The organism is Hylemonella sp. P2_B10 (genome assembly GCF_056404875.1).
Window position 1 is genome coordinate 1,017,197 of record NZ_JBFUDE010000003.1, and the last position, 25,444, is coordinate 1,042,640.

The window sequence follows — 25,444 nt, forward strand, 5'->3', positions numbered from 1 at the left end:
CGCTTGCAGAGCGCGTGGCGCAACATTAGACTCGCCACGGGAGGCCCTGCATGCGAGTTTCTTTTTCAACAAGTCTTGCCCTGCAATTTGTTGCGTTGCAGACCGTGCAATGCGGTGCATTGGGCAACCGATCTTGACCGTATGCAGGCGCGCCCATGATGGCTGAGACAACGCAGGCGCTGCCTCAGGCCCCACGCACATTGCCACGCTGGCCCTGGCGCCGCCTGTTGTGGGGTGTCGCCGCGCTACTGGCCACCTGGCATGCGGGTCATTGCGCGGCGCAGTCAGACCCGCAAGACACCGAATACAAGGTCAAGGCCGCCTACCTCTACAAGTTCGTCAACTATGTGCAATGGCCGCCGTCGGCCTTGGCCGATGCTGACGCCAGCCTGGTGATTGGTGTGGTGGGCGCAGACCGTCTGGGCGACGAGCTGGCGCAAATGGTGGCCGAGCGCCGCAACGACACCCGCCCGGTGCGCGTGCGCAAGCTGCGCCGCGACGAGGTGGCCACCGGACTGCACATCGTCTTCATAGGCCGGGCGGAGAACTCGCATGCGGCCCAGGTGCTGGCCGGTCTGCGCGGCAAGCCGGTGCTGACGGTGACCGAGTCTGACGCGGGCTTTAACGCGGGCAGTGTCATCAACTTTGTCATCGACGACGACAAGGTGCGTTTTGACGTTGCGCCGCGCCAGAGTGAGGCGGCCAGCCTGAAGATCAGCGCCCGCCTGCTGGCGGTGGCGCGCAAGGTGGTGGGGGGTGGGTCATGAGACTGCTGCCACTGAAGTCGCTGAGGACCAAGTTTCTGGTGGTCATGCTGCTCACTGCGCTGGTGGCCGTGATCTCGGCGCTGCTGGCCATGATCATCTATGACCTGCACGAGTACCACCAGAGCTGGGTGGCCGACATGAACACCCAGGCCGAGCTGCTGGGCCAGACCAGTGCGCCCGCGCTGGAGTTTGACGACGCCAAGCTGGCCCGCGAAAACCTGGGCCTGCTTCGGCTGCGCAAGCAGGTGCGCGCCGCGGCGATCTACAACGCGCGCGGCACCGTCTTTGCCAGCTACGCCATCAGCGGCGCCGTGGCCCAATTGCCCGCGCTGCCGGGCACGGAGGGCGCCATCATTGAAGGCCGCACGCTGGTGGTGTTCAAGCGCATCGTGCAGCATGGTGAGATTCTGGGCACCGTGTACCTGCGCACGGACTACCTGCTGTTTGACCGGCTGCTGAACTACGCCGGCATTGCGGCCGTGGTGACCGTGGTGGCCATGCTGATTGCCTTCTTCATGTCTGCGTTGCTGCGCAACACCGTCACCCGGCCAATACTGGCCATACGCGAGGTGGCGCGCGAGGTGGAGGAGCAGCGCGACTATTCCCGCCGCGCCCCCAAGACCAGTGACGACGAGGTGGGCGAGCTGGTGGATTCGTTCAACCGCATGCTGGCGGAGATTGAGGCGCGTTCGTTGGAGGGCCAGCGCGGGGCCGAGGCCTTGGCGCAGGAAGTGGCCGAGCGGCGCCGCAGCGAAGAAGAGGTGGTGCGCTTGAACGCCCAACTGGAGGACCGCGTGCGCCAGCGTACCGCCGAGCTGGAGGCCAGCAACCAGCAACTGGTGGTGGCGAGGCAGGAGGCTGAGAGCGCCAACCAAGCCAAATCGGAATTCCTGTCACGCATGAGCCACGAGCTGCGCACGCCACTCAATGCCATCCTGGGTTTTGGCGAAATCATGGCTTCGCCGCACATACCCTCAACGCCTGAGCAGAAAGTGGAGTTCACCGGCCACATCCTGAAGGCTGGACGCCACCTGTTGGCGCTGATCAATGAGATATTGGACCTGGCGCATGTGGAATCGGGCCGCGTCACGCTGTCGTTGGAGCCGGTGGCTGTGGCCGAGGTGCTGCAGGAATGCCAGACCATGACCGAGCCCATGGGCAAGCAAAGCGGCATACGCCTGGTGTTCCCGGCCGACAGCGGCTTGCACGTGTGGGCAGACCGGCTGCGCTTCAAGCAGGTGCTGCTGAACCTGGTGTCCAACGCCATCAAATACAACCGCCAGGGCGGCTCGGTGACCGTGGAGGTTAGCGCGCCGGCCGCTGACACCGTGCGCCTGACGGTGCGCGACACCGGCATGGGCCTGAGCCCGGCGCAACTGGGCGAGCTGTTCCAGCCCTTCAACCGCCTGGGCCAGGAGCGCGGCACCACGGAGGGCACGGGCATAGGCCTGTTCCTCACCCGCCGACTGCTGGGCCTGATGGGGGGCAAGATAGGCGTGGACAGCGAAGTGGGCGTGGGCTCGGCCTTCTGGTTTGAGCTGAAATCCGCCGCACCGACTGCGATGGTCGGCCCCGGGTTGCAGACCAAGTCGGCACCGGTGCCGGTGCCCGCCAACAGCGGCGCACAGCCCACGCTGCTGTATGTGGAAGACAACCCAGCCAACCTGAAGCTGGTGCAGGAAATCATAGGTTTTCGCTCCGACCTGCGGCTGCTCTCGGCGCCGGACGGCAAGCTTGGCATCGAGCTGGCGCGCGCGCACCGGCCCCAGGTGATCCTGCTGGACATCAACCTGCCGGGCATGGACGGCCACAAGGTGCTGCAGGTGCTGCGCAGCGACCCGGGTACGGCGCACATCCCTGTCATCGCGCTGACGGCCAACGCCATGCAGCGCGACCTGGAGCGCGGCCTGGCGGCCGGCTTTTTCAGATACCTCACCAAACCCATCAACCTCACTGAATTCGGGGACGCGATAGACAGCGCGCTGCAGGCCGGCCTGCCCGCCGCCGCGGACCCCGACCAGCCAAGAAACGACACCTGATGCCCATTCCCTCAACCAGCCCTTCAGACTCTGAAATATTCAACGCCAGGATCTTGATCGTTGACGACCAGGATGCCAACGTGGTGTTGCTCAAGCATATCCTCATCAGCGCAGGCTACACGGCAGTTGCCAGCACCACCGACCCGCGCGCGGTGGTGCCGCTGCAGCTTGCGCAGGACTTCGACGCCATCCTGCTGGACCTGAACATGCCGCAGATGGATGGTTTTGAGGTGATGCGGGCGCTGAAAGAGGTGGATCCCCAGGGCTACGTGCCGGTGCTGGTGCTGACCGCTCAGCCCGACCATAAGCTGCGCGCGCTGCAGGCCGGTGCCAAGGACTTTGTCTCCAAGCCGTTTGACCACCTGGAGGTGCTGACGCGCCTGCGCAACCTGCTGGAGGTACGCCTGCTGAACCGCAGGCTGCGCGAGCACAACGACCTGCTGGAGCACAGGGTGCTGGAGCGCACCGCCGAGCTGCGCGACAGCTACCGCGAAACCATACACACCATCGCCCGCGCCGCCGAACACAAGGACGAAGAAACCGGGCTGCACATCCAGCGCATTGCCTACTACAGCCGCGAGCTGGCCACGCGCCTGGGCATGGGGGAGGCTTTTTGCGACGAGATTTTCTACGCCAGCCCGCTGCACGACATCGGCAAGATCAGCATCCCGGACCACATCCTGCTCAAGCCCGGGGGTTTCACGCCTGAAGAGTGGGCCGTCATGAAGACCCATGTGCTCGCGGGCGAAGCCATCTTGTCCGGTGGCAAGTCACCCTACCTGGCCATGGGGGCCGAGATTGCATTGAACCACCACGAGCGCTGGGATGGCGGCGGCTACCCCAATGGCCGCGCCGGCGAGGACATACCGCTGGCCGCCCGCATCATGAACATCTGCGACATCTACGACGCATTGCGCAGCAAGCGTCCTTATAAGCCTGCGTTTGACCACGGCAAGGCGATGGACATCATCACCCGGGGTGATGGCCGCACGGACCCCAGCCATTTCGACCCCATCATCCTGCAGGCCTTCTTGCGCCACCACCAGGCGTTTGAAGAGATCTTCGAAACCCGCAACGAGTGACGCGGCCGCCGCGCTACAGGCGCCAGCTGATTTTCACGGCCAGGTTGCGGTCGAATTCGCTGCGGCTGTCGGGGTTGCCAAACTCCACATGTGGCGCGCCGAACAGGTTTTGCGCGGTGACTGACACGTCCAGGCCCGGGTGCACGCGCCAGTTGAACCGCCCATCCACCGTGGTGTAGGCCGGCACGGCAGGGTTGGGCAGGGCGCTGACGCGGCGCAGCGTCAGGTCAAGCTGGTGGCGGGCGCTCAGGTTCCACGCCGAGCGCAGTTGCCACGTGCTTTCAGGGTCATTGCCGAGGGCGCTGGGGCCGGTGGGGTCGGGGCTGCCGGGCTTGATACGCAGGTCTTCGCGCAGCCCGGTCAGGCCCAGGCTCAGGCGCCAGTCTGGCGTGGCCTGGTAGTTGCCCCAGGCCTCCACACCGTGGGTGTTGCCGTCCATCATGTTCTGGATCGTGGCGGCCGGTGGAGGGGCGCCGCTGCGCAACTTGTCGTAGACGCCGTAAAAGCCGGTGATGGAATAGGACAACGAGCGGGTGGGCTGCGCGCGGTAACCCAGTTCCAGCACCGTGGCCACTTCAGACTGAAAGTTTGGGCCCCCCGCGATCACGGAAATCAGCGGCCGTCCGGGCAAGGACAGGTAGACGTAGAAATCACGGTCCAGCCGCGCTGGCGCGCGTACTGCGCGCGACAGCGCGCCCCACAGCAGCCGGTCCTTGTCCAGCTGCCAGGCAAAACGCGCGCTGGGCAGGTATTCCACACCGGTGTAGTCGTTGCGCTCCACCTTCAGCCCCATGGTGACCTTCAGCGTGGGGGTGATGGCCATCTCGTCCTGCACGAACAGGTTGGCCCAGTGCAGCGTGCGGTCGGCCGGCATGAAGACCTGGGGCAGTGGGTAGATGTTGTTGAAGTGGGTTTGCGTGCTGTCTTGCGCGCCCCGGTAGCCGGCGCCCCACAGAAGCTTGTGCGCCGCGCCCAGCTGCAACGCAAGCTGGAACTGGATGTCCAGGATGGTGGTGCGGTCGCGGTAGGTCAGCGGGTTGTCGCGCTCGGTGTGGTCGTAGTAGGCCTGCAACTCGAAACTGGAGCCGTCCGACAATTGCTCATTCCAGCGCGCCAGCAGGTTGGCGCCGGAGAGTTCGGGCGCGCCCAGTGCGCCGGCGGCCATGTTCACGTGGTAGGCATCACCTTGCAGCGTGAGGCCGCGTGGCCTGCTGCCCCAGTCAGCGCGGAAGCCGATTTGTGCGTTCTGCACGCTGTCCACGGCGCTGCGGCCATTGGGCAGCATGGTGCTGTCCTGGTTCATCCGCTGGCCGTAGATGCGGTAGCTGCCGGTCGCGCCATCGGCACTGTCCGAGCCCAATTGGCCGCCGTGACGTACCGCCAGCATGGCCTCCCGTTTGCCGGCGCTGGCCAACACCAGCTCGCCCTGGGTGTCGCGCGCCGCACGCGTGATGACGTTGATGACGCCGTTCACAGCATTGGCACCCCACAGCGTGCCGCCCGGCCCGCTGATGACCTCAATGCGTTCCACATCCTCCAGCAGCACCAGCTGCGAATCCCAGTTGACGGTGGAAAACAAGGGCGTGTAGACCGCCCGCCCGTCGATCAGCACCAGCAGCTTGTTGCCTATGCCGTTGTTGAAGCCACGGGCGCTGATGGCGTAGTCGTGCGCATTCACGCGGGCCACCTGCAGGTTGGGCGCCAGGCGCAGGGCCTCGGGCAGTGTGGCCGCGCCAGAGCGGCGGATGTCTTCACCGGTGATGACGTAGACCGAGGCGGGCGCTTCTGACAGCTTTTCCGCCCGGCGAGACACAGAGGTGATGCTGATGTTGCCCAGCTCTTCAATGCTCAGTTCGTTCAGGTACTGCGCGGTGACCCTGTCGTCGGTATAGGCTGTGCTGGCAGCTGCCGGTGCGGCCAAGGAACATAGACACAGAAGTGCGCGTGTGTTGAGCATGCAATAGTCCTCCCGGCCTCCTGCGCTTGCATACGAGCTTTATTCCACATGATCGTATGCAGGCAAGGAGCTTGACCTTCGGGGCGATTGAACCACAAAACGCGCTGCTGCGCAGGTCATATGAGAGAGTGTTGGCAGCATCACACAATCACCGCTCGGCGCCGTATTTGTGCGTACACATACAGACTGCGGTGAGCTTGTTGTGGCGTGTGTTGCTCGGTACTGTTCCGTTCCATGGCCTGGCCAACGAAGCAGCAATTGCCGGGCTCGTGGGTCGCGCGCTTGGCCTGAGCCAATGAGGCCCACGGCGCTCAAGGCGCCGGCCTGGACGTGGGTCCAGGCCGCAACAGGCTGACATTACGGGATCAGCGCGCGTTTGCGCGCCTCCATGATGGCATTCTCCCGCGTGCGCACGCCCAGCTTGGAAAAAATCGCCTTCAAGTGGTGTTTCACGGTTTCGGGTGACAGGTGCAGGTTCTTGGCGATCAGCTTGGTGGTGTGGTCCAGCGCCAGCTCGCACAGCACGTCCACCTCGCGCGGTGTCAGCGTGCTGGCGTTGGCGCCGTGCACGCGGGTGCGAAAGCGCTCTTCCCAGGTCCGCAGCAGTGACTGCGCCCATGGCACTTCAGCGGGGTGCTCGACGCTGTCCGTACAGGCCAGCCACTTGCGCACCTGGGCCAACAGCTCAGGCCCGAAATCCATGAACATCTGCACGGCCCCGGTCTGAGCGCCGATGCTCAGGCCTTGCAGCAAAGCCTGTTTGGCGCCAGCGCTGTTGCCGCGCAGTTCTTGCGCGCGCGCGGCCATCAGGTGCGCGCAGAGTTCAGACAGCCGGTGGCCGGAACGGCGCGCCGCCGCCAGCAGCGTGCCGGCCACGGTGTCAGCCGCCGATGCATCCCCCAGCGTGATGTGGGTGAAGAACACTGCCCTGGCCAAGGTTTCCACCGACACCCAGGGCAGGGCAAACGGCTCTTGCGCCAACGTCCACATGTCACGCAGCTTGACCTGCTCGGCCAGTGCCTGCATGCCGGCGGTGTCTGCCAGGCGCGCCAGCAGCTCGACCTGGCTGGCGCTGGCCAGCAGCTCCAGGTGCGGCAGCCCTTCTTCAAAGCCCACGTGCCGCGCCACCTCCAGCAATGCCATGGCGCGTTCTGTGTTGCCCAGTGCGAATTCGCACAGCGCGGTCTCCACATGGCCGCTGTGGATCACCTCCAGCAGCCGGATGGGCGCCACCGGTGCCAGCGTGGAGAAATGCTCCAATGCCGTCTCGATGTCGCCGCGCAGATAGGCAATATGTCCTTGCAAGCTGTTGACCAGGCGGTTCAACGAATCCTGCCGGAAGTTCAGGAAGTTGGCATCCTGCTGCACCGACTGCCGTATGCTGCGCTCGGCCAGCGCCAGGTCGCCGCGCGCCAGCGCGCTGCGCGCGTGGTAGGTCCAGACCCAGGGGCTGTTGTAGGTGTAGGCGCCATGGGCGAACACCTCTTCGACCTCGCGGATGCGGCGGTCGCAGCGCTCCACCGGCCCGTAGCGGTGCAGGAAGAAGATCTCGATGGGCACCGTGCAGCCCAATGGCCGCAGGTCCTTGCCAACGTGCTTGCGCGCCAGGCGTCGCGCCTGGTCCAGCACTGACCAGGGCGAGAAGCGCAAGGTCTGCTCCGACGGCGTCATCAGCATGGTGCAGCGTGATATCTCCAGGTCAAAGCGGGCCGGGTCGTCGGCGGGGGTGTCGCTTTCACGTATGTGTTGCTCCAGGCGCTCAAACTCCACCATGGCACCGGAGGGGTCGCCTTCCAGCACCTGCTGCATCAACTGCAGCAGGCGCAGGCGCGGGCGCCGGCTGATGGTGGCCTCGGGCAATTGCTGCAGCAGCAGCCGCGAGCGCACCGCGCCTTCGGTGGCCACCAGCAAGAAGCCGCCCGCCTGCTCGATGATGTCGGCACCCATGTCCAGCCGCCCGCCGGCCACCGCGTGGGTCACCGCTTCGTGCAGTTGGCCGCGCTCGGCCAGCAGCCTGGCGGCGCGCTGGTGCAAACCGGCCATGCGGCCGGGCGTGGCCAGTTCGGCGGCGTCAATCAGGTAGTCGCGCAACAAGGGGTGCAGGCGCGCCGACCACGGTGTTTCGTCCACCACCACGATGGGTTTGATGCGGGCCAGCTGCTGTATCAGCGCCAGGCTGTCGTCGCGCTCGCGCAGGGCATTGGCGCCGGCCACGTCCACCGAATCCAGCACCGCCACATCGGTCAGAAAATCGATCATTGGCGCCGGCAGCGTGGCCAGCACCTCTTCCGCCAGGTAGTCAAAAATCTGGCGCCGGGGGATCTTGGTGCGCACGTCCACGGTCCAGTCGTTGCTGGCCGAGCCGCTGCCGGCACGCAGCCGCGCCAGTTGCAGCGCAAAGGGCCAGCCGTCGATGTAGGCGGAAATCTGCTGCACCGCGCGCTCGGGCAGCGTGTCGCGCAGCAGCAGCGCCGATTCGTCGCGCGTGAAGCGCAGCAGGTCGGCATCGATCAGCCGTACCTTGCCGGCCAGCTGCAGGCGGGTCAGGTGCTGGTGAGGTGCTTCCCGGCTGGCCAGCACCAGGTTGACGTTGGCTGGCGCCGCCAGCGCCAGCTTCTCCAGCACAGCATCCACCGCCACGCTGGAGGCGCATTCGTAGTCGTCTATGCAGACCAGCAGCGGCCCCTGCAGCTCGGCCAGGCGCAGCATGGGCATGGCTGAGGGGGAGGCCCCGCCCTGCATCGCCCCCCGGCTCAGCGCGGTCATCAGGTTCTCCACGAAGATGCCCGGGTCCTTGTCGCGCTCGTCGCAATTCAGCCAGGCCACCTGGGAGCCGGCGGCACGGGCTTGTTGCGCCAGCTGTGCCAGCACCGTGGTCTTGCCAAAGCCGGCCGGGGCGCTGAGCAGCGTCAGGCGGGCTGAACTGGGGGCCGCTGTCAGCAGCCGGTCCATCACCCGCTGGCGCCACAAGGCATCGTCCACGTGGACGATGGGCTCAAAGCGCAGCGCTGGATCGGCGGGCAGGGTCACGTGGGAACAGCGTGGAAGGGTGGGCAGTTCATTGTGCATGACAGCCGCCGGCACAGGGGTGGGGGAGGCCTGGGTGTTGCACCCATCCCCCATTTTTGCCGGCCATCTCCCCCGCCGTTTTGATTGCCCGGACCAGGGCGCACCCCTAGACTGAGCCCACAACATCTCGCACAAAAAAGGACGTTCGCATGACCCGATACGCTTCAGCCCGCCCCCTGATGAAACCAGTCGCCCTGGCCGCCTTGAGCCTGGTGGCGCTGTCCAGCGCACCGGCCTGGTGCCAGGCCAGCGCACAGCCCGCCCCGGCCTCTGCGGACAGCGCGCCGCAGCTGGAAACGGTGGTGGTCAGCGCGCAGCGGCGGCTGGAGCGCTTGCAGGATGTGCCGGTGGCCGTGAAGGCGTTTTCCGCCAAGCAGATCGACAACATGGGCATCGCCAGCACCCAGGACTTCATCAACCTGACGCCTAACATGTCGTTCGACAACTCGTTCACCTACGGCAACTCGTTCGTGGTGTTGCGCGGCGTGACCCAGATCAACAACGCCGACTCTCCGGTGGCTGTGGTGGTGGACGGCGTGCCGCAGAACAACCAGAAGCAGCTGAAGATGAACCTGTTCGACGTCGAGCGCATCGAGGTGCTGAAAGGTCCGCAAGGCGCGCTGTACGGTCGCAACGCCATTGGCGGCGCCATCAATATTGAGACCAAGGCGCCCAGCAACAAGCTGGAAGGCTTTGCGCAACTGGGGCTGGGCAATGGCAACACGCGTGAGTTGACGGGCGGCTTCAGCGGCGCGCTGGTGGATGACGTGGCGCTGTTCCGCGTGGTCGGACAGACCAAGCGCGCGGATGGCTTGATCACCAACACCTTCAACGGCGCCCAGGTGGACGCGGTGGACCACGACAACTCGGTTCGCGCCAAGCTGCTGCTCAAACCCAATGCCAGCACGCAGGTCGACTTGCGCCTCAGCACCACGGACTTTCGCGCCGGCGCGACCTGGGACGCCATCGTGGTGGACCGCAACCCCGCCACCCTCTATGCGCCCCGCTCCAACCTGCTGGGCTACACCACCGGCCGCACGGATGACTTCAGCGCCAAAATCCAGGCCGATTTCAAGTTCGGCACCCTCACCGCCATCACCGGCTACACCAACCTGACTGAGGCCTACCGCGGCGACGTGGACTTCACCAACGCCAAGGACACCCCCGGTGGCTTCCTGGGCCTGGGCTTTCAAGCCGGCCAGGGCCAGAACCTGGGTGTGCGCATGGTCAGCCAGGAACTGCGCCTGACCTCGCCCGACGACCAGCCCGTGCGCTGGATCGGCGGCGTCTACTACCTGGACACCAAGCGCGACCTCGAGACGCGCGTGTTTGTGGATGCCAATGGCTCCAACAACCAGTGGGACGACATGGCCAAGAACATGGTGCGCCTGAGTGAGGCCAACCACAACAAGGCCTCGGCGGTGTTCGGGCAGGTGGACGTTGACCTGGGTCAGCAGTTGAGCTTCTCCGGCGCGCTGCGCTATGACAACGACGACCGCGAGCAGACCGACACCTTGAGTGGCGCAAAACGTTCGGCCAGCTATTCGAAATGGCAGCCCAAACTCACGCTGACGCAGAAGTACGACAAGGACACGCTGGCCTATGCCACCGTCAGCACGGGCTTTCGCTCGGGCGGCTTCAACGCGCCGGGGGTGCCGGACTTCAAGGCCGAAACCCTGACCAACATGGAGGTCGGCACCAAGTCCACCTGGCTGCAGGGGCGGCTGTTGCTGAACGCGGCGCTGTTCTACTCACGCTCGGACAATTTCCAGTTCTTCAAGGTCGACATCGCCAGCGGCTCGCAGATCATCACCAACATCGATGCGGTGGATTTGAAGGGCCTGGACCTGGATTTCCGCTTCCTGCCCATGCGCGGGCTGGAGTTTGACGGCGGCCTGGGCATCACCGACAGCAGCATCGTGCGCGACAGCGCTGAGCCGGGTGCCGTGGGCCACCACACGCCCAAGACCGTGCCGTTCAAGCTCAACCTGGGTGCGCAGTACAGCGCGCCGCTGGGCAACGGACTGGAAGGCACATTGCGCTTCGATGTCGAGTACCGCGACCAGAAATACTGGCATCCGGACAACGTGGCCGTGTCGCCGGCGCTGACCCTGTTCGGCCTGCGCGTGGGTGTGCGCGACGCCAAGGACCGCTGGAGCGTCAACCTGGTGGGCCGCAACCTGGGTGACAAGCGCTACTACGCCGACTACAACGCCTCGCGCTACAGCGGGTTGCCGTATGACATCGGCTCGCTGGCCACCGGGCGCACGGTCAGTCTCGAGGCCAAGGCACGGTTCTGAGTGAGGCAGCAGGGAACGACATGATCAGAGTAGGTATTGACGTCGGTGGCACCAACACCGACGCCGTGGTGATGCGCGGCCGCGAGGTCTTGCACGGCATCAAGACCGCCACCACCGCGGACGTAATCAGCGGCGTGGTGAAGGCGCTGGAGCAGGTGGTGGCGGGGGCCGGCATTGCGCGCAGCAGCATTGGCGCGGTGATGATAGGCACCACCCAGTTCACCAACGCGCTGGTGGAGCGCAAGCCGCTGGCGCCGGTGGGCGTCATACGGCTGGGGTTGCCGGCCACCAGCGGGCTGCCGCCGACGTCGGCCTGGCCGGACGACCTGATCGCGGCCATCCCGCTGCAGTGCCGGCTGGCGCAGGGCGGCTACGAGTTCGATGGCCGCGAGCTGGGTGTGCTGCAGCCGCCGCAGATACGGGCGATGGCGGCGGAGTTCGCCGCGCTGGCCATAGACGATGTGGCGATCTCCGGCGCCTTCTCCTTCATCAACGATGCGCAGGAGCTGGCGGCGGCCGAGCTGGTGCGCGAGGTGATGCCGCAGGCGCGCATCACGCTGTCGTCGCAGATCGGCAGGCTGGGCTTGCTGGAACGCGAGAACGCAGCCATCCTGAACGCCTGCCTGGGGCCTTTGGGCTTGCGGGTGGTGGCGGCTTTTGAGCAGGCGCTGAAGGACAGCGGCATTGCCGCGCCGTTTTACCTGACGCAAAACGACGGCACACTGATGTCGGCGCAGCAGGCGGCCCGCTTTCCCATCCTGACGGTGGCTTCCGGGCCGACCAACTCCATGCGCGGCGCTGCCTTCCTGTCCGGCCTGACCGATGCCATCGTGGTGGACATTGGCGGCACCACCACCGATGTGGGCGTGCTGCAGTCCGGCTTTCCGCGCCAGGCCGGCATGGCGGTGGAGGTGGGCGGCGTGCGCACCAACTTCCGCATGCCGGACGTCTACAGCATAGGCCTGGGTGGTGGCTCGGTGGTGACGGCAGACATGGGCCGGTTGGGCCCTGGCAGCGTGGGCTACAACATCCACACCGAAGCGCTGGTGTTTGGCGGTCGCACGCTGACGGCCACCGACATTGCCGTGGCGGCCGGCGTGGCGCAGCTGGGCGACGCCACCAAGGTCAGCCACCTGGCGGCCGGTGCGGTCAGCGCCTGCCATGCCCGGCTGCAAAAAATGGTGTTCGATGCGGTGGAGCGCATGCGCACCTCGGCCCAGGTGCTGCCGGTGGTGGTGGTGGGCGGCGGCAGCATCCTGCTGCGCGGCCAGGTGGGCGATGCCGCCGTGATCATCCCGCCGCACTTCGGTGTGGCCAATGCGGTGGGCGCGGCCATGGCCCAGGTCAGCGGCGAGGTGGACCGCATCCTGCGGCTGGAAGGGGGGCTGACGCGGGAAGACGCGATTGCGCAGGTGCGCGCCGATGCCGAAAGCCGTGCCGTGCAGGGTGGCGCCAACCCGGCCAGCCTGAAGCTGCTGGATGTGGAGGACGTGCCGCTGGCCTATGTGGGCGGCAACGCCACCCGCATCCGCGTGCGCGTGGTCGGCGATTTGAACGAAGCAGGATTTGCCAAATGAGATTGATAGACGCGCAAGGCATGGAAGCGATTGCGGTGGGCGGCGCCGTCTACGGCACCGGTGGCGGTGGCGACCCCTACCTGGGCAAGCTGCTGGCGCAACGCACCATCCGCGAATGCGGGCCGGCGAAGCTGATTGACATTGACGAACTGGACGATGACGACCTGATCGTGCCGGTGGCCATGGCCGGCGCACCGGCCGTACTGCTGGAAAAGCTGCCGGAAGTCGGCCCCATGGTGGCGGCGCTGCGCAGCCTGGAAAAAATGCTGGGCCGGCCGGCGAAAGCCTTGATGTCGATCGAGGTGGGCGGCCTGAACTCCACCATCCCCTTCAGCGTGGCCAGCGCCACCGGCCTGCCGGTGGTGGACGGCGACACCATGGGCCGGGCCTTTCCCGAAATCCAGATGACCCTGGCCACGCTGCAGGGCATTGCGGCCTGTCCGCTGGCGCTGGCCGACGAAAAAGGCAACGCGCTGACCGTGCAGGCGGTGGACAACCGCTTCACCGAGCGCTTTGTGCGCAGCATCACGATGGACATGGGTGGTGCCTGTTGCATGGCGATCTACCCCATGACGGCCAAACAGGCGCGTGGCGCCATCGTGCAGGGCTCCATCAGCCTGACGCGGGATGCCGGCCTGGCCCTGTTCAACGCCCGCGCGCGCCACCTGGACCCGGTGGCTGAACTGGTGCGCGCGGTGGGTGGGTTTTGCCTGTTCAAGGGCAAAATGAGCGACGTGCAGCGCACCACGGACGGCCGCTTTGGCCGCGGCGTGGCCCAGCTGCAGGGCTTGGACGAGTACCAGCAGCAGCGCCTGTCGCTGTTGTTCCAGAACGAATTCCTGCTGGCGCGTACCGACAGCACGGTGCTGTGCACCACGCCCGACCTGATCGTGCTGGTGGACCTGGAGACCGGCGAGCCCATCACCGCCGAGCAGGCCCGCTACGGCCTGCGCGCCGCCGTGCTGGGCATCCCCTGCGTGCCGGCCTGGCGCACGCCCGAGGCGATCGCGCTGGTGGGGCCGCGCTACTTTGGCTACGACCATGCCTACCGGCCGGTGGAGCAGATCCTGATGGACCTGTGAGCCCCGCCATGCCAACAGACACCACCGTACCGGCCGCAGCAGCCACCGCCGCGCCGCGCGTCAGCGCCTGGCGCATCGTGTTGATCCTGCTGGCGGTGATGATTGCGTTGCCAGCCTTTGTGATGGGTGCAGAACTGAGCCACGCGCTGGGCGCCGTGCGGGCCACCTGGGCCAGCCTGGCCGGTGCGGCGGTGCTGGCGGCCATCGCTGCAGCCGCAGGGGGTGCCGGTGCCCGCACGCGCAAGACGACGTACGAGCTGATCGTGGACGCCTTCGGGCCGCACGGCGCCAAGCTGGCCAACGGCGTGCTGGGCTTGAGCATCCTGGGGTGGTACGGTGTGGTGGCCATGATGTTTGGCCGCGCTCTGGGCTCCGTCAGCCCCGTGCTGGCCAGCATGCCGGTGTGGTGGCTGGCACTGATCGGCTGTGTGTTGACCACGCTGACCGCCATGGCGGGCTTTCGCGCGCTGGATGCACTGTCCGCAGTGACCACACCGCTGAAGCTGCTGTTGCTGCTGTGGACGTTCTTTGCCGCCTTGCGCGGCGGCGCGGACCCGGTGTGGGCATATGTGCCCACGGCACCCATGCCGCTGGGCACCGGCATTTCCATGGTGGCGGGCGGCCTGATGGTGGGCGCCGTGCTGTCGCCCGACATCTGCCGCTTCGCCCGTTCGCCGGGCCATGCCGCGCTGGCCTGTGCATTGGCCTATGGCCTGGGGTTTCCGCTGGTGCTGATGCTGGCCGGTTTTCCCAGCCTGGCGGCCGGGGACAAAGACCTGGTCAAGATCATGCTGGCCCTGGGGCTGGGGTTGCCGGCCCTGTTGATCGTGGCGTTGACGGCCTGGTCCACCAATTCATTCAACCTGTATGCGGCCACCCTGGTAGGCGCCACGCTGCGGCCCAGGCAGCCGCCGTGGCAGTTGACGTTGGTGGCCGGCGTGGCCGGCACCGTGCTGGGGCTGGCGGGCATCAGTGATCTGCTGGTGCCTTACCTGCTGGGGCTGGGCATCTGCATCCCGCCGATTGCCGGCGTCTACCTGGTGCACCTGGTGATGCGCGCACCGGACAAGGGTGCGGCCACGGGTTGGCGCTTTGGCGCGCTGCTGGCGTGGGCGGTCGGCAGCGGCTGGGCTGCATTGGCACCAGCCCGGGGGCTGGCGTTGACGCCGGTGCCGGCGCTGGACTCGATCCTGGTGTGCGGCCTGGTGTTTGCATTGCTGCGGCTGGGCAGCAGGGGCAAGTAGCCGTCTACACCCCTGCGTCCCGCACCACCAGCACCGGGATCGTCACGTTGCTCAGCACGCGCTGCGTGGTGCTGCCCAACACCAGCTTTTCCAGCCCGCTGCGGCCGTGCGAGCCCATGATGATCAGGTCCACAGCCTGCTGCTGCGCATACTCGACGATGCCGCGCCAGGGCGTGTGCGACTCCAGGATCTCCGCGGTGCTCTTCACGCCTGCCGCATCCAGGCTGGCCGTGGCGGTGGCAATGGCCTGCTTGGCCTCCGCGTTGGCGGCTTGCAGGTACTCGGTCTGGCCATAGGCGAACTCGGTGCCGACACCGGTGAACGGGTAGGGGTCGATGACGAAGACCGTGCTGACCCGGCTTCCAAACACCTTGGCCAGCGCCGCAGCTTTCTGCACGGCTTGAACGGAGGTGGACGAGCCGTCCACCGGAACCAGAATGTGCTTGAACATGACGGCAGTCCTCCTTGTCGGTTGGCGTGCGGTGGGGCCGGCTGCCCGCACTGCTGCAAACCATTGTGCGCCGCCGTGTCGGGGCACGTCTTGACCAGGGTCAAGCCCCGGGCCGATGTAGGGCGAAGTCAGCCGCCCTGGAAGCCGCCAGCGCGGTAGGTCAGCACCAGCGTGTCGCGGTGGGCGTCGGCGCCGGTGGGCTGTATCGGTGTGGACTCGTGGATCACCTTGCCATCGTCCAGCAGCAGCAGCGCCCACGGCTCGGTCAGCGTGAAGCGCTGGCCGTTGGGGCCGGCAGCGTCAAACACCCGGGTCTCGCCGCCCTTGATGTGGTGGCGGTTGATCAGGAACACGGCGACGAAATCCACACCATCGCGGTGCGCGCCCTCGGGCGTGGGGCGGCCTATGCCATCGGTGGTGTCGATGCGGAACTGGTGTGCTTCCACATACCAGGGCTGTTCACCCTTGATGGCCGAGCACACCTGGCCCAGCCACAGCAACACCCGTTGCCAGGCCGGTTGCGCCAGGGTGCCGGGCAGCATGGGCTCGAACCAGCGCTGCATGCCGCCGTGCAGGGCGTTGTATTCCACCGGTTGCCAGTGCGGCCTGTGCGGCACCTGCTGCACCGCGCCCGCACCGACGACGAAGCAGGAATGGCGCCGCCGCCGGTAGCGGCCGCCGTCCTTCAGGTAATTGTCGGGCGGCAGGTCTTGCCAGTCGGCACGCAGCGCCAGCAAGTCGTCCAGCGCACAGCCGGCCAGTTGCGCCACCGCCTGCGGGCTCAGCACCACGTGGCCGTGTTGCCGCAGTTGCGGCACCACATGTTGGGGAGAGGCGAAGGTGGGTGCGAGCAGACCGGTACTCATGCGCCGAAGTGTATTACGCCTGGACCTGCACACCTTTCCAGAACGCCACCCGGTCTTTCACCATGCTGGCTTCGGGTTTCGGTTCGGCGTAGTACCACACCGCGTCCGGGTTCATCTCGCCATTGACCATCAGCGAATAGTAGTTGGCCTGGCCCTTCCACGGGCAGGTGCTCCGGTGGTTGCTGAAGGTCACGTACTCCTGCTTCAGTGAATCCTTGGGGAAGTAGTGGTTGCCTTCCACCATCACGGTGTCGTTGCTTTCGGCGATGGTGACGCCGTTCCAGGTGGCTTTCATGCGAGGTGCTCTTGCCTTCGGAGGTTGACTTGTTATTGTGGCGCATTCAGCCAATGCAGGCTGAACAGCTGATTTGGGTCAGTCCACACCGGCCCCGGTGTGAATCCGGCCCGCGTGGCCAGCGCGCGCAGGCCGGCCACGGTGAACTTGTACGAGTTCTCGGTGTGCAGCGTCTGTCCGGCCTGGAACTCGAAGCGCTGGCCGCACAGCTGCACGCTCTGGCGCTGGCGGCTGGCCAGGTGCATCTCTATGCGCTGCTGCTGCGGGTTGAAGAAGGCGTAGTGCGAGAAGGCGTCCAGGTCGAAGTCGGTGTCCAGCTCGCGGTTGGCGCGCGCCAGCAGGTTCAGGTTGAAGGCGGCGGTGACGCCCTGGGCGTCGTTGTAGGCGGCGTGCAGCACGGCCGGGTCTTTCAGCAGGTCGGCGCCCAACAGCAGCGCGCCGCCGCGCAGCACCTGGGCAGCCGTCTCCAGGAAGTGCAGCGCTTCGGCCGGCGTGAAGTTGCCCAGCGTGGAGCCGGGGAAGAAGCCCACCCGCTGGCCCGCACCCGGCGCCTGCGCCGGCAGCAGCAGGCGGCGCGTGTAGTCGGCGGCAATCGGCGTCACTTCCAGCCCGGGGTAATCGTGGCGCAGCGTGGTGGCCGATGCGGCCAGGTGCTCGCCCGAGATGTCTATCGGCAGGTAGCGGTGCGGTTGCACCAGCGCGTCCAGAAGGATGCGCACCTTGCGCAGCGAGCCGGCGCCGAATTCCACGATGTCGGCGCTGGGCCCCATGCGTTGGGCGATCTCGTCGGCGCAGCGCTCCAGGATGGCGATCTCGGTGCGCGTGGGGTAGTACTCGGGCAGCTCGCAGATCTGGTCGAACAGGCGGGAGCCCTCGGCGTCGTAAAAGTACTTGGGCGAGATGGTGCGCGGGCTAGCCTTCAGGCCGGCCAGCAAATCATGCGCGAACTCGGTGCCGCCGTGCCCTTGCGCGGGCGCCGCCGGATGCGGATGCGGCATGGACCGCGACGGATGGTAGGTGGCGGCTGCGGTGGCCGCGTTGGATTGGGGCATCGTCATCATGTGGGGGCGTCCTTGGCCAGGCGCAGGCCTGAAAACTGCCAGCGCGCGGCCGGCGGGAAGAAGTTGCGGTAGCTGGCGCGGGCATGGCCCGGCGGTGTGGCACTGCTGCTGCCGCGCAGCACCAGCTGGCCCACCATGAACTTGCCGTTGTACTCGCTGACAGCGCCTGAGAGAGGCTTGAAGCCGGGGTAAGGGTCGTAGGAGGAGCGCGTCCACTGCCACACCTGGCCCAGCATCTGCTGCATGGCCGGGTGGCCGCTGGCCGCTTCCCATTCAAATTCGGTGGGCAGGCGCGCACCGGCCCAGGCGGCATAGGCGGCGGCCTCAAAAAAGCTGATCTGGCTGACCGGCGCGGCCGCATCCAGCGGCTGCAGGCCATGCAGGCCATAGACCTGCCAGCGCGTGCCGGTGGGGCTGCTTTGCTCGTGCCAGTACAGCGGTGCCTGCCAGCCTTGTGCCTGCACCACCGCCCAGCCGTCGGACAACCAGAACTCGGGCCGGCGGTAGCCGCCATCGGCGACGAAGCGCGCATACTCGCCGCAGCTCACCAGGCGGCTGGCCAGTTGGTAAGGCGCCAGCAGCGCCGCATGGCGCGGGGTTTCGTTGTCGAAGGCAAAGCCGCCCAATGCGTCGGCGTCGGCGTCGGCGCCGGGCGCCACGGCGTGGCCAACCTGCACCGTGCCGCCGGCAAAGCTGACCCATTCGCCGACCGGTGTGGCTGCGGCGACGTGCAACTGCGGCGCGGCCAGTGGCTGGTAGGCCGGCAACAGGGGGTTGCTGTGCAGGGCGTGCAGGATGTCGGTGAGTAACAACTCCTGATGCTGCTGCTCATGGTGCAAGCCCAGCACCAGCAAGGGCTCGGCCTGTGACCACACCGCGTCGTCGCAATGCGCGATGAACCGGCGTACCGCTGCTTCCACATGCGCGCGGTAGGCCTGCACCTGCACCTGCGACGGCCGGCTCAACAGGCCGCGCTGCGGGCGCGGATGGCGCGGGCCCAGCGCCTCATAGTACGAATTGAACAGGTAGAAGAATTGCTCGTCAAACGGCTGGTAGCTGGGCTGCAAGGCCTTCAGCACCACCGCCTCGAAGAACCAGCTGGTGTGCGCCAGGTGCCACTTGGTGGGGCTGGCGTCGGGCATCGACTGCAGGCACTGGTCCTCCGCCGACAGCGGCGCGGCCAGCGCCAGGCTGTGCGCGCGCACGGCGTCAAAACGTTGCGCCAGGGCTTGCCGATGCGCCGGCAGGCTGGCGCCTTGCATGAGCGTCGTTGCTGTCAAACCTCCACCTCCAGCGTCATGCCCGCGTTGCGCAGGCGTTGTACCAACACGTTGCCCAAGCCGCTGGCCGGGGTCAAGATGCCACTTGTGTCCTTGTCTTGGGGCAATTTAGAGGCTTGCAGCGCCAGGCACAGTGCGGCCTCGCACACAAAGCGGGTGGTGGCGCGGTTGCCAGGGTCGCCCTGGCCGGCAATGCGGGCGCGCACTTCGTTGCCGGTGGCGCTCTTTCCCACCAGTTCACAACGGAATGAGCCCTGGTCCATGCTGCGCTCGGACGGCCCGGTGCCCGGCCCCGGTGCCAACCGCCGTGCGGCCTTCAGCAAGGGGCCGAAGCTCAGCGCCAACTGCGATGCCAGCATGCCCGCGCTCAGGCCGGTGGCCACGGCACCAGCCACGGGGCCACGGCCCATACGCAGGTACTCCAGGTAATGGAAGCGCGGTCCATAACCCAGCAGCGCAGCGCTGCGGCGCACCACCCGGGTGTTGACGGGGCCCATGAAGAAGGGCGCCATCCAGGCACCGAAATCGGGGTCCAACTGCGGGCCTTGCGGATCCCGGTGGTGGTTGACGTGTTTGGGGCGGCTGCCTTCGGGGTTCAGCAGGAAAGGATCGGCCATGGCCTTGGCTTGCGGCGTGCCCAGCAGGTTCAACGCCGAGGCCAAGGTACCGCCGTTGACGCCACCGCGAATCGAGAAGCTGGCCTTGACGCTGACGCAGTCTTCGCCATGGTGCTCGCGCATGGCCTGCACCAGCAGCCAGGCGCCCAGGTCAGACGGCACGGAGTCGAAGCCGCACATCGGGATGATGCGCGCACCGCTGCGCTGCGCCTGCGCATGGTGTTGCACGATCATGTCATGCACCCAGGGTGTTTCGCCGGTGATGTCCACATAGTGGGTGCCATGGCGCGCGCAGGCAGCCAGCAGCGCGCTGCCATACAGCGCGAACGGGCCGGCGGTGCTGAGCACCACGGCCGTGCTGCGCGCCAGGGCGTCCAGCGCAGCTTCGTCTTGCGCGTCGGCCACCACCACACCAGCCCGATCGGCGCCACAGGCATCCTTCACCTCTTGCAATTTGTCGGCATTGCGCCCGGCCAGGGCCCAGCGCAGACGGCGTCGGCCTTGTGGTGGCAGCGCGGCGAAATACGCCACCGTCTGCCGGCCCACGAAGCCGCTGGCGCCATACAGCACCACGTCGTACTCCCGCTTGGTCGCGGCGGCTGCCATGGTCTTACAGCGCCTGGCGCCCCACGATGCCGCCCAGCCGGCGCACCAGCCATTTGGGCGTGCCGCGCGAGGCGATCATGGCGGCGCGGTTCAGCACGCCGGGCACGCAGATGGCGTGGCCCTTCATGCAGGCCTCGAAGCCCTGTCGTGCCACATCCTGCACGTCTCCCACCAGGAAACCGGGCAGTTGGCCCAGCCGCCCATTGGCGTCGGCGGCGTTGCTGAGCATGGGTGTGGCGGTGATGCCGGGGCACAGCGCGGTGACGGTGACGCCGCTGTCGCGCAGCTCCTCAGCCAGCGATTCGCTCAGCGATAGCACATAGGCCTTGCTGGCGGCATAGGTGGCCAGCATGGGCACCGGCTGGAAGGCGGCGATGGAGGCCACGTTCAGGATGCGCCCCTCGCCACGCTGCGCCATGGCCGGCGCGAACTGGGCCAGCATGGCCGTGAGGCCCGAGATGTTGAGGTCAATGATCTGCTGGTGCTGGGCAACCGTCATGCGGATGAAAGCGTTTTGCTCAAGCACACCGGCGCAGTTGACCAGCACGTCCACGGTGACACGCCTGCGTCGCAGTGTGGCGTCCAGGCGCTCGGCGGCACCGCGTTGTGCCAGGTCGGCCGGCTCCACCCGCACGGTGACGCCATGCTGGTCGTGCAAGGCCTCGGCCAGCGCCTGCAGCTTGGCGACGCTGCGTGCCACCAGCACCAGGTCGTGGCCAGCTTCGGCGAAGCAGTGGGCCAGCGCCTCGCCTATGCCGGAAGAAGCCCCGGTGACCAGGGTGCTGGCGCGGGCTGAGGGTTTGCCGGTGGCCATGCGCGTCTCCTGCGTTGTTGTTTTGGGCAAAGCGCCATTCAAGCATAGAAGCGCCGGCTTGTGTAGCGCAGGGGTTTGGGCCCCTGGTGCGATGGCGCGGCCGGGTGCTTGCCCCGGCCAGCGTTCAGCAGCCTGACGTGTCGATGGTGACGGTGGCTGCCGTGCCGGCCGCGGCACCGGTGTAGGTGATCAGGCAGTTCGTCGGCGTGCTGGCGCCCACGGCAGTGAAGGTGATGGGGTTGCTGCCGGTGATGATCAGCCCGTCACTGGCCGCCACGATGCTGGAGGCTGCTGTGATGCCGGTGGTGGTGGCGGCAGGGTAGCGGAACAGCATGGTCACTGTGGTGCCATCCATGTTGACCGAGCCGCCGGTGCTGGTGCAGTTGCCTGGCGGGTTGGCCGCCAGATCCAGTTCGCAGCGCGCCTTGGCCAGTGCCGCGGCCGTGCGTATGGAGCCGAAGATGCTCTGCATCTTGGCGATGCGGGCGTCGCGCTGCGCATCGACGAACTTGGGCAGCGCGATGGCGGCCAGTATGCCAATGATGACGATGACGATGACCAGTTCTATCAGCGTGAAGCCGCTCCGCAGGCGGCGTCTTGTGGTTGTCGTCATGGTGTGACCCAACGGGTGGACATGAGGCAATTTTGCAGTAAATCGCACAGCTTGGGCAGCTCCCCACTCAAGCATGTTGCTGGCGTGCCAACGCCGCCCCCTGTGCCAGTGCGGCCAGCTTCTTCAGCGCGACTTCGCGGCTCATCGGTGCCAGGCCGCAGTTGGTGCACGGAAACAGCTTGTCCTTGGCCACATACTGCAAGGCTTTGCCGATGGTGTCGGCCACCTGTTCAGGCGTCTCGATCTCGTCGCTGGCGACGTCGATCACGCCCACCATCACATCCTTGCCCTTCAGCAAGGCCATCAGGTCCATGGGCACGTGCGAGTGGTAACACTCCAGACTGACCTGCTGGATGCTGCTTTTGGCCAGCGCGGGGAACACCGTTTCGTATTGGCGCCATTGCTCGCCCAGCGTCTTCTTCCAATCGTTGTTGGCCTTGATGCCGTAGCCATAGCAGATGTGCACGGCGGTGGTGCAGGTCAGGCCTTGCGCGGCGCGCTCCAGCGCCTCGACGCCCCAGTCGGCTGCCTCGGCCAGGTAGACGTTGAAGGCCGGCTCGTCGAACTGGATGATGTCCACGCCATCGGCCTGCAGCGCCAGCGCCTCCTGGTTCAGCAGCTCGGCAAAGGCCATGGCCATCTTCACGCGGTCGCCGTAGAAGCGGTCGGCCACCGTGTCCACAATGGTCATCGGGCCGGGCAGCGTGAATTTCAACTTTTTGCGCGTGTGGGCGCGCGCCAGCTGCGCCTCGAAGGCGTGCACGCGGCCCTTGAGCTTCAGCGGCGCGATCACCTGCGGCACCTGGGCGTCATAGCGGTTGTTGCGTATGCCCATGGTGACCTTGTGCTCGAAATCGATGCCGTCCACCTGCTCCAGGAAGCCGTGCACGAAGTGCTGGCGCGACTGCTCGCCGTCGCCCACGATGTCCAGGCCGGCGTCCTCTTGCGCCTTGATCCACAGCAGCGTGGCATCCGCCTTGGCCTGCAGCAGCTCAGGCCCCTGGGCCTTCCACTGCGGCCATAGTTTTTCGGTTTCGGCCAGCCAGGATGGCTTGGGCAGGCTGCCGGCGATGGCGGTTTCGAACATGCTGGGGTCTCCTCGGTGGTTTTTACCGGTGTGGTTTGTCTGTGCCTTGCTCCACATAGCCAATGTGGCGCTTGCGCATAATGCCAGCATGTCCGAGCCTCAGCAATCCGCATCTGCATCTGCACCTGACCCTGTACCTGATTCCGAAGCTGTTGCGCCGCCGGCCGCCTCAGCGGCGCCCAGCGCCCAGTTGCGGCCACGCGTGCTCATCATTGGCAGCGGCTTTGGCGGGCTGGAAGCGGCGCGCGCACTGGCCGGCGCCGCCGTGGAGGTGACGCTGGTGGACAAGACCAACCACCACCTGTTCCAGCCGCTGCTGTACCAGGTGGCCACGGCCGGCTTGTCGGCGCCGGCCATCGCCGCGCCGGTGCGCCAGCTGTTTCGCAAGCAGGCCAACCTGTTGTGCCTGATGGGCGAGGTGGTGGACATCGATGCCGGCGCCTGCCAGGTGCAGCTGGCCGATGGTGCTTGGCTGGCGTATGACCACCTGATCGTGGCCGCCGGTGCCAGCCACAGCTACTTTGGCCACGACGAATGGGCGCCCTTCGCGCCGGGGTTGAAGACGCTGGAAGACGCTTTCACCATACGCCGGCGCATTCTGTTTGCCTTCGAGGCGGCCGAGCGCGAGCCCGACCCGGTGCGGCGCGCCCAGTTGCTCAATTTCGTCGTTGTCGGTGGCGGTCCCACCGGGGTGGAGATGGCTGGCACCATGGCTGAGATTGCGCGCCAGACACTGCAAGGCGAGTTCCGCCGCATCGACCCCGCCACGGCCCGCGTGATGCTGCTGGAAGGCGGCACGCGCGTGCTGCAGTCCATGCCCGAGTCCCTGAGCGAGAAGGCGCGCCAGCAGCTGATGCGCCTGGGCGTGGAGGTGCGGTTGAACACACGGGTCACGCACATCGACGCCAGCGGGCTGCAGGCCGAGTCGCCTTCCAGTTTCAACAACGGCGCCCTGCACAGCTACCGGCTGGACAGCCCTTGCATCATCTGGGCCGCCGGCGTGGCTGCGTCGCCGCTGGGCAAGGTGCTGAGCGCGCGCACCGGCTGCGTGCTGGACCGCGCCGGCCGCGTGCAGGTGCAGCCGGACCTGAGCCTGGAAGGCTTTGCCAGCATCAGCGTCATCGGCGATCTGGCAGCCGCCAAGAGCCACCGCATTGGGCAGGAGCCCAAGCCGGTGCCGGGTGTGTCGCCAGCCGCCAAGCAGATGGGCCGGCTGGCGGCGGCCAACGTGCTGCGCCGCGTGGCCGGCCACAAGGCCAGGGCCTTCAAGTACAGCGACTACGGCAACCTGGCCACCATAGGCCGCAACTCCGCCGTGGTGGACCTGGCCTCACCGCTGGGTGGATTGCGTTTTGGGGGCTACTTTGCCTGGTTGTTCTGGCTGTTTGCGCACATCTACTTCCTGATCGGTTTTCGCAACCGCCTGGTGGTGTTGATCGATTGGGCCTGGGCCTACTGGAGCTTCCAGCGCTATGCGCGCGTGGTGGCCGGCGGCGCGCGGCCGGACGATGGCGCGTGAATATGGCCCCCACGGTCGTTCACTGCGTGTAACTCCCTGCCCCCCGGAGGGGCCGCAAATTCCCTTGGGGCGGCCCGGCGGGAATTTAAGCCGCATGGTCGCTCAGGCGCCGCGGCCTTTCTGGCTCTCGAAGTACACCACTTTGCGTGCGCGCTGCACTTCGCCCAAAGGCCGGTGCTCGGCCAAGGCTTGCCAGGGGTCGAACACGCCCGCCTCAATGCTGGTTTGCAGCGCCTGCCCCTGGGCAGAGCCGGTGTGCTGCTGCGGCAGTGTGAGCCGCGCCACGCTGGTGTAGGGTGTGGGCCAGTTGACCGAGGCGTCTTCTATCGGCGTCAGGGTCTCGCTGACGAAGGGCTGCAGTTGCAGGTCCCATTGCAGCGCACCTTGGGCTAGCCGGGCGCTGAAGTCGGCACCCCAGTCGGCAGCGGCCTCAGGCGGCGATGGCTCCTGGCTGTCGACCGGGCGCAGCCGCACGCGCACCGCATAGCGGCCACAGGCCATGGGCACGGCGCTGAAAAAATTCTCGCTGGCAAAGCCGCTGAAGGGCTTCTTCACCGTGGCCAGCATGGACAGCAGGCGCTTGGGGCCGCCCAGCAGGCCGTAGCGCTTCAGCAGAAAACCCAGCAGCGCGCCATTGCCATGCGAGGCCGCCGCCACGAAGGCGACAAATTCATGGCTGGTGGGAAAGGCAAACTGCTCCTGGTTGATCAGCGTGAAGTCCTGGCTTTTGGCCGGGCCGTTGCCCAAAGCGGCATTGCCCTGCACGCCCTTGACGCTGAGGGCCAGGCCGCGGATGTCGGGCATGCGGTCGCTGAGCTTGTCCATGCCGCCATTGGACAGGCGCACCCAGACCTCGTAGCTGCCCGGCACCGCGAACAGGCCGGCGCGGGCGAACTCCGGCAAATCGCCAAGCACCTCCAGGCGGCCAAGGGCTCCCGTCAGTTGCTTGCGGTGCAGCGCACGGCCGCTGCCGTATTTTTTGGACTTGCGCGCCTGGATATCGGCAAACACCTTGGCGTAACCCGCATAGCGCTGGGCCTCGTCTGGCGCTGGCGCCTCCTTCCACTGGGTGCTGGGCGGGTGTGCGTTGGCCATTGGAGGGCTCCTGGAAGGGCTTT

Annotated in this window: 20 protein-coding genes; 8 read left to right on the top strand and 12 right to left on the bottom strand. The window is 66.7% G+C overall.

The window, feature by feature from the left end:
- Nucleotides 1–155: 155 nt before the first annotated feature.
- Genes AC1DX2_RS17110 through AC1DX2_RS17120 form a run of 3 tightly spaced genes read left to right on the top strand, consistent with a single transcriptional unit; the run spans nt 156 to nt 3,888 of the window.
- Nucleotides 156–767 carry a TOL_0243 family YfiR-like periplasmic protein gene (locus tag AC1DX2_RS17110; RefSeq protein WP_477197553.1) on the top strand — a complete coding sequence of 204 codons (612 nt, stop codon included), beginning with the start codon at nt 156–158 and terminating at the stop codon, nt 765–767.
- The gene (locus tag AC1DX2_RS17115; RefSeq protein WP_477197554.1) at nt 764–2,806 is read left to right on the top strand and encodes a sensor histidine kinase, YfiR-like protein-associated; all 2,043 of its coding nucleotides are present in this window, start codon (nt 764–766) and stop codon (nt 2,804–2,806) included. The genes AC1DX2_RS17110 and AC1DX2_RS17115 overlap by 4 nt, the downstream gene beginning before the upstream one ends.
- Nucleotides 2,806–3,888, top strand: a complete 1,083-nt coding sequence (locus AC1DX2_RS17120) for an HD domain-containing phosphohydrolase (RefSeq protein WP_477197555.1) — start codon at nt 2,806–2,808, stop codon at nt 3,886–3,888. Before AC1DX2_RS17115 ends, AC1DX2_RS17120 begins: the two co-directional genes overlap by 1 nt.
- Nucleotides 3,889–3,901: 13 nt before the next feature.
- Here the strand turns inward: AC1DX2_RS17120 and AC1DX2_RS17125 are convergent, their stop codons facing one another.
- Both AC1DX2_RS17125 and AC1DX2_RS17130 read right to left on the bottom strand, forming a co-directional pair.
- Nucleotides 3,902–5,845, bottom strand: a complete 1,944-nt coding sequence (locus AC1DX2_RS17125; protein WP_477197556.1) for a TOL_0244 family TonB-dependent receptor — start codon at nt 5,843–5,845, stop codon at nt 3,902–3,904.
- Nucleotides 5,846–6,202: 357 nt separating this feature from the next.
- Nucleotides 6,203–8,875 carry a winged helix-turn-helix domain-containing protein gene (locus tag AC1DX2_RS17130; RefSeq protein ID WP_477197557.1) on the bottom strand — a complete coding sequence of 891 codons (2,673 nt, stop codon included), beginning with the start codon at nt 8,873–8,875 and terminating at the stop codon, nt 6,203–6,205.
- A gap of 218 nt (nt 8,876–9,093) precedes the next feature.
- On the opposite strand from AC1DX2_RS17130, the gene AC1DX2_RS17135 reads away from it, so the two are divergent.
- Genes AC1DX2_RS17135 through AC1DX2_RS17150 form a run of 4 tightly spaced genes read left to right on the top strand, consistent with a single transcriptional unit; the run spans nt 9,094 to nt 15,117 of the window.
- A complete protein-coding gene (locus AC1DX2_RS17135) occupies nt 9,094–11,214 on the top strand; it encodes a TonB-dependent receptor (protein WP_477197558.1) in 2,121 nt (706 codons plus the stop codon).
- A gap of 20 nt (nt 11,215–11,234) precedes the next feature.
- A complete protein-coding gene (locus AC1DX2_RS17140) occupies nt 11,235–12,791 on the top strand; it encodes a hydantoinase/oxoprolinase N-terminal domain-containing protein (RefSeq protein WP_477197559.1) in 1,557 nt (518 codons plus the stop codon).
- Nucleotides 12,788–13,873, top strand: coding sequence for a DUF917 domain-containing protein (locus AC1DX2_RS17145; protein ID WP_477197560.1), 1,086 nt, complete (start codon nt 12,788–12,790; stop codon nt 13,871–13,873). The genes AC1DX2_RS17140 and AC1DX2_RS17145 overlap by 4 nt, the downstream gene beginning before the upstream one ends.
- 8 nt (nt 13,874–13,881) lie before the next feature.
- Nucleotides 13,882–15,117: an SLC5/6 family protein gene (locus tag AC1DX2_RS17150; protein ID WP_477197561.1), complete on the top strand. Its 1,236-nt coding sequence runs from the start codon at nt 13,882–13,884 to the stop codon at nt 15,115–15,117.
- 4 nt (nt 15,118–15,121) lie between these two features.
- Here the strand turns inward: AC1DX2_RS17150 and AC1DX2_RS17155 are convergent, their stop codons facing one another.
- The 9 genes from AC1DX2_RS17155 to AC1DX2_RS17195 form a co-directional block, all read right to left on the bottom strand.
- A complete protein-coding gene (locus AC1DX2_RS17155; RefSeq protein ID WP_477197562.1) occupies nt 15,122–15,568 on the bottom strand; it encodes a universal stress protein in 447 nt (148 codons plus the stop codon).
- Between the two features lie 128 nt (nt 15,569–15,696).
- Complete coding sequence (locus AC1DX2_RS17160) at nt 15,697–16,434, bottom strand: 2OG-Fe dioxygenase family protein (protein WP_477197563.1); 738 nt, start codon at nt 16,432–16,434, stop codon at nt 15,697–15,699.
- A gap of 13 nt (nt 16,435–16,447) precedes the next feature.
- Complete coding sequence (locus tag AC1DX2_RS17165; protein ID WP_477197564.1) at nt 16,448–16,729, bottom strand: DUF427 domain-containing protein; 282 nt, start codon at nt 16,727–16,729, stop codon at nt 16,448–16,450.
- A 32-nt stretch (nt 16,730–16,761) separates the two neighbouring features.
- The gene (gene egtD / locus AC1DX2_RS17170) at nt 16,762–17,727 is read right to left on the bottom strand and encodes an L-histidine N(alpha)-methyltransferase (protein ID WP_477197717.1); all 966 of its coding nucleotides are present in this window, start codon (nt 17,725–17,727) and stop codon (nt 16,762–16,764) included.
- A gap of 59 nt (nt 17,728–17,786) precedes the next feature.
- Nucleotides 17,787–19,052, bottom strand: coding sequence for an ergothioneine biosynthesis protein EgtB (egtB, locus tag AC1DX2_RS17175; protein ID WP_477197565.1), 1,266 nt, complete (start codon nt 19,050–19,052; stop codon nt 17,787–17,789).
- 14 nt (nt 19,053–19,066) lie between these two features.
- A complete protein-coding gene (locus tag AC1DX2_RS17180; RefSeq protein ID WP_477197566.1) occupies nt 19,067–20,293 on the bottom strand; it encodes a saccharopine dehydrogenase family protein in 1,227 nt (408 codons plus the stop codon).
- 4 nt (nt 20,294–20,297) lie between these two features.
- Nucleotides 20,298–21,107 (bottom strand): SDR family NAD(P)-dependent oxidoreductase, encoded by an 810-nt coding sequence (locus AC1DX2_RS17185; protein WP_477197567.1) that lies wholly within the window; start codon nt 21,105–21,107, stop codon nt 20,298–20,300.
- Between the two features lie 124 nt (nt 21,108–21,231).
- Nucleotides 21,232–21,720, bottom strand: a complete 489-nt coding sequence (locus AC1DX2_RS17190; protein ID WP_477197568.1) for a prepilin-type N-terminal cleavage/methylation domain-containing protein — start codon at nt 21,718–21,720, stop codon at nt 21,232–21,234.
- Nucleotides 21,721–21,787: 67 nt separating this feature from the next.
- Complete coding sequence (locus AC1DX2_RS17195; RefSeq protein ID WP_477197569.1) at nt 21,788–22,807, bottom strand: methionine synthase; 1,020 nt, start codon at nt 22,805–22,807, stop codon at nt 21,788–21,790.
- 88 nt (nt 22,808–22,895) lie between these two features.
- Between AC1DX2_RS17195 and AC1DX2_RS17200 the strand changes: the two genes are divergently transcribed.
- Nucleotides 22,896–24,326: an NAD(P)/FAD-dependent oxidoreductase gene (locus AC1DX2_RS17200; RefSeq protein ID WP_477197570.1), complete on the top strand. Its 1,431-nt coding sequence runs from the start codon at nt 22,896–22,898 to the stop codon at nt 24,324–24,326.
- Between the two features lie 102 nt (nt 24,327–24,428).
- On the opposite strand, the gene AC1DX2_RS17205 is transcribed toward AC1DX2_RS17200, so the two are convergent.
- A complete protein-coding gene (locus AC1DX2_RS17205) occupies nt 24,429–25,421 on the bottom strand; it encodes a catalase family protein (protein WP_477197571.1) in 993 nt (330 codons plus the stop codon).
- Nucleotides 25,422–25,444: the final 23 nt, after the last annotated feature.

What these genes read in the sequence shown, in the direction of transcription:
- AC1DX2_RS17110 (WP_477197553.1), top strand. Translation starts at nt 156, where the DNA reads ATGATGGCTGAGACAACGCAGGCGCTGCCTCAGGCCCCACGCACATTG.
- AC1DX2_RS17115 (WP_477197554.1), top strand. Translation starts at nt 764, where the DNA reads ATGAGACTGCTGCCACTGAAGTCGCTGAGGACCAAGTTTCTGGTGGTC.
- AC1DX2_RS17120 (WP_477197555.1), top strand. Translation starts at nt 2,806, where the DNA reads ATGCCCATTCCCTCAACCAGCCCTTCAGACTCTGAAATATTCAACGCC.
- AC1DX2_RS17125 (WP_477197556.1), bottom strand. Translation starts at nt 5,845, where the DNA reads ATGCTCAACACACGCGCACTTCTGTGTCTATGTTCCTTGGCCGCACCG.
- AC1DX2_RS17135 (WP_477197558.1), top strand. Translation starts at nt 9,094, where the DNA reads ATGAAACCAGTCGCCCTGGCCGCCTTGAGCCTGGTGGCGCTGTCCAGC.
- AC1DX2_RS17140 (WP_477197559.1), top strand. Translation starts at nt 11,235, where the DNA reads ATGATCAGAGTAGGTATTGACGTCGGTGGCACCAACACCGACGCCGTG.
- AC1DX2_RS17145 (WP_477197560.1), top strand. Translation starts at nt 12,788, where the DNA reads ATGAGATTGATAGACGCGCAAGGCATGGAAGCGATTGCGGTGGGCGGC.
- AC1DX2_RS17150 (WP_477197561.1), top strand. Translation starts at nt 13,882, where the DNA reads ATGCCAACAGACACCACCGTACCGGCCGCAGCAGCCACCGCCGCGCCG.
- AC1DX2_RS17155 (WP_477197562.1), bottom strand. Translation starts at nt 15,568, where the DNA reads ATGTTCAAGCACATTCTGGTTCCGGTGGACGGCTCGTCCACCTCCGTT.
- AC1DX2_RS17160 (WP_477197563.1), bottom strand. Translation starts at nt 16,434, where the DNA reads ATGAGTACCGGTCTGCTCGCACCCACCTTCGCCTCTCCCCAACATGTG.
- AC1DX2_RS17165 (WP_477197564.1), bottom strand. Translation starts at nt 16,729, where the DNA reads ATGAAAGCCACCTGGAACGGCGTCACCATCGCCGAAAGCAACGACACC.
- egtD (WP_477197717.1), bottom strand. Translation starts at nt 17,727, where the DNA reads ATGCCGCATCCGCATCCGGCGGCGCCCGCGCAAGGGCACGGCGGCACC.
- egtB (WP_477197565.1), bottom strand. Translation starts at nt 19,052, where the DNA reads ATGCAAGGCGCCAGCCTGCCGGCGCATCGGCAAGCCCTGGCGCAACGT.
- AC1DX2_RS17180 (WP_477197566.1), bottom strand. Translation starts at nt 20,293, where the DNA reads ATGGCAGCCGCCGCGACCAAGCGGGAGTACGACGTGGTGCTGTATGGC.
- AC1DX2_RS17185 (WP_477197567.1), bottom strand. Translation starts at nt 21,107, where the DNA reads ATGGCCACCGGCAAACCCTCAGCCCGCGCCAGCACCCTGGTCACCGGG.
- AC1DX2_RS17190 (WP_477197568.1), bottom strand. Translation starts at nt 21,720, where the DNA reads ATGACGACAACCACAAGACGCCGCCTGCGGAGCGGCTTCACGCTGATA.
- AC1DX2_RS17195 (WP_477197569.1), bottom strand. Translation starts at nt 22,807, where the DNA reads ATGTTCGAAACCGCCATCGCCGGCAGCCTGCCCAAGCCATCCTGGCTG.
- AC1DX2_RS17200 (WP_477197570.1), top strand. Translation starts at nt 22,896, where the DNA reads ATGTCCGAGCCTCAGCAATCCGCATCTGCATCTGCACCTGACCCTGTA.
- AC1DX2_RS17205 (WP_477197571.1), bottom strand. Translation starts at nt 25,421, where the DNA reads ATGGCCAACGCACACCCGCCCAGCACCCAGTGGAAGGAGGCGCCAGCG.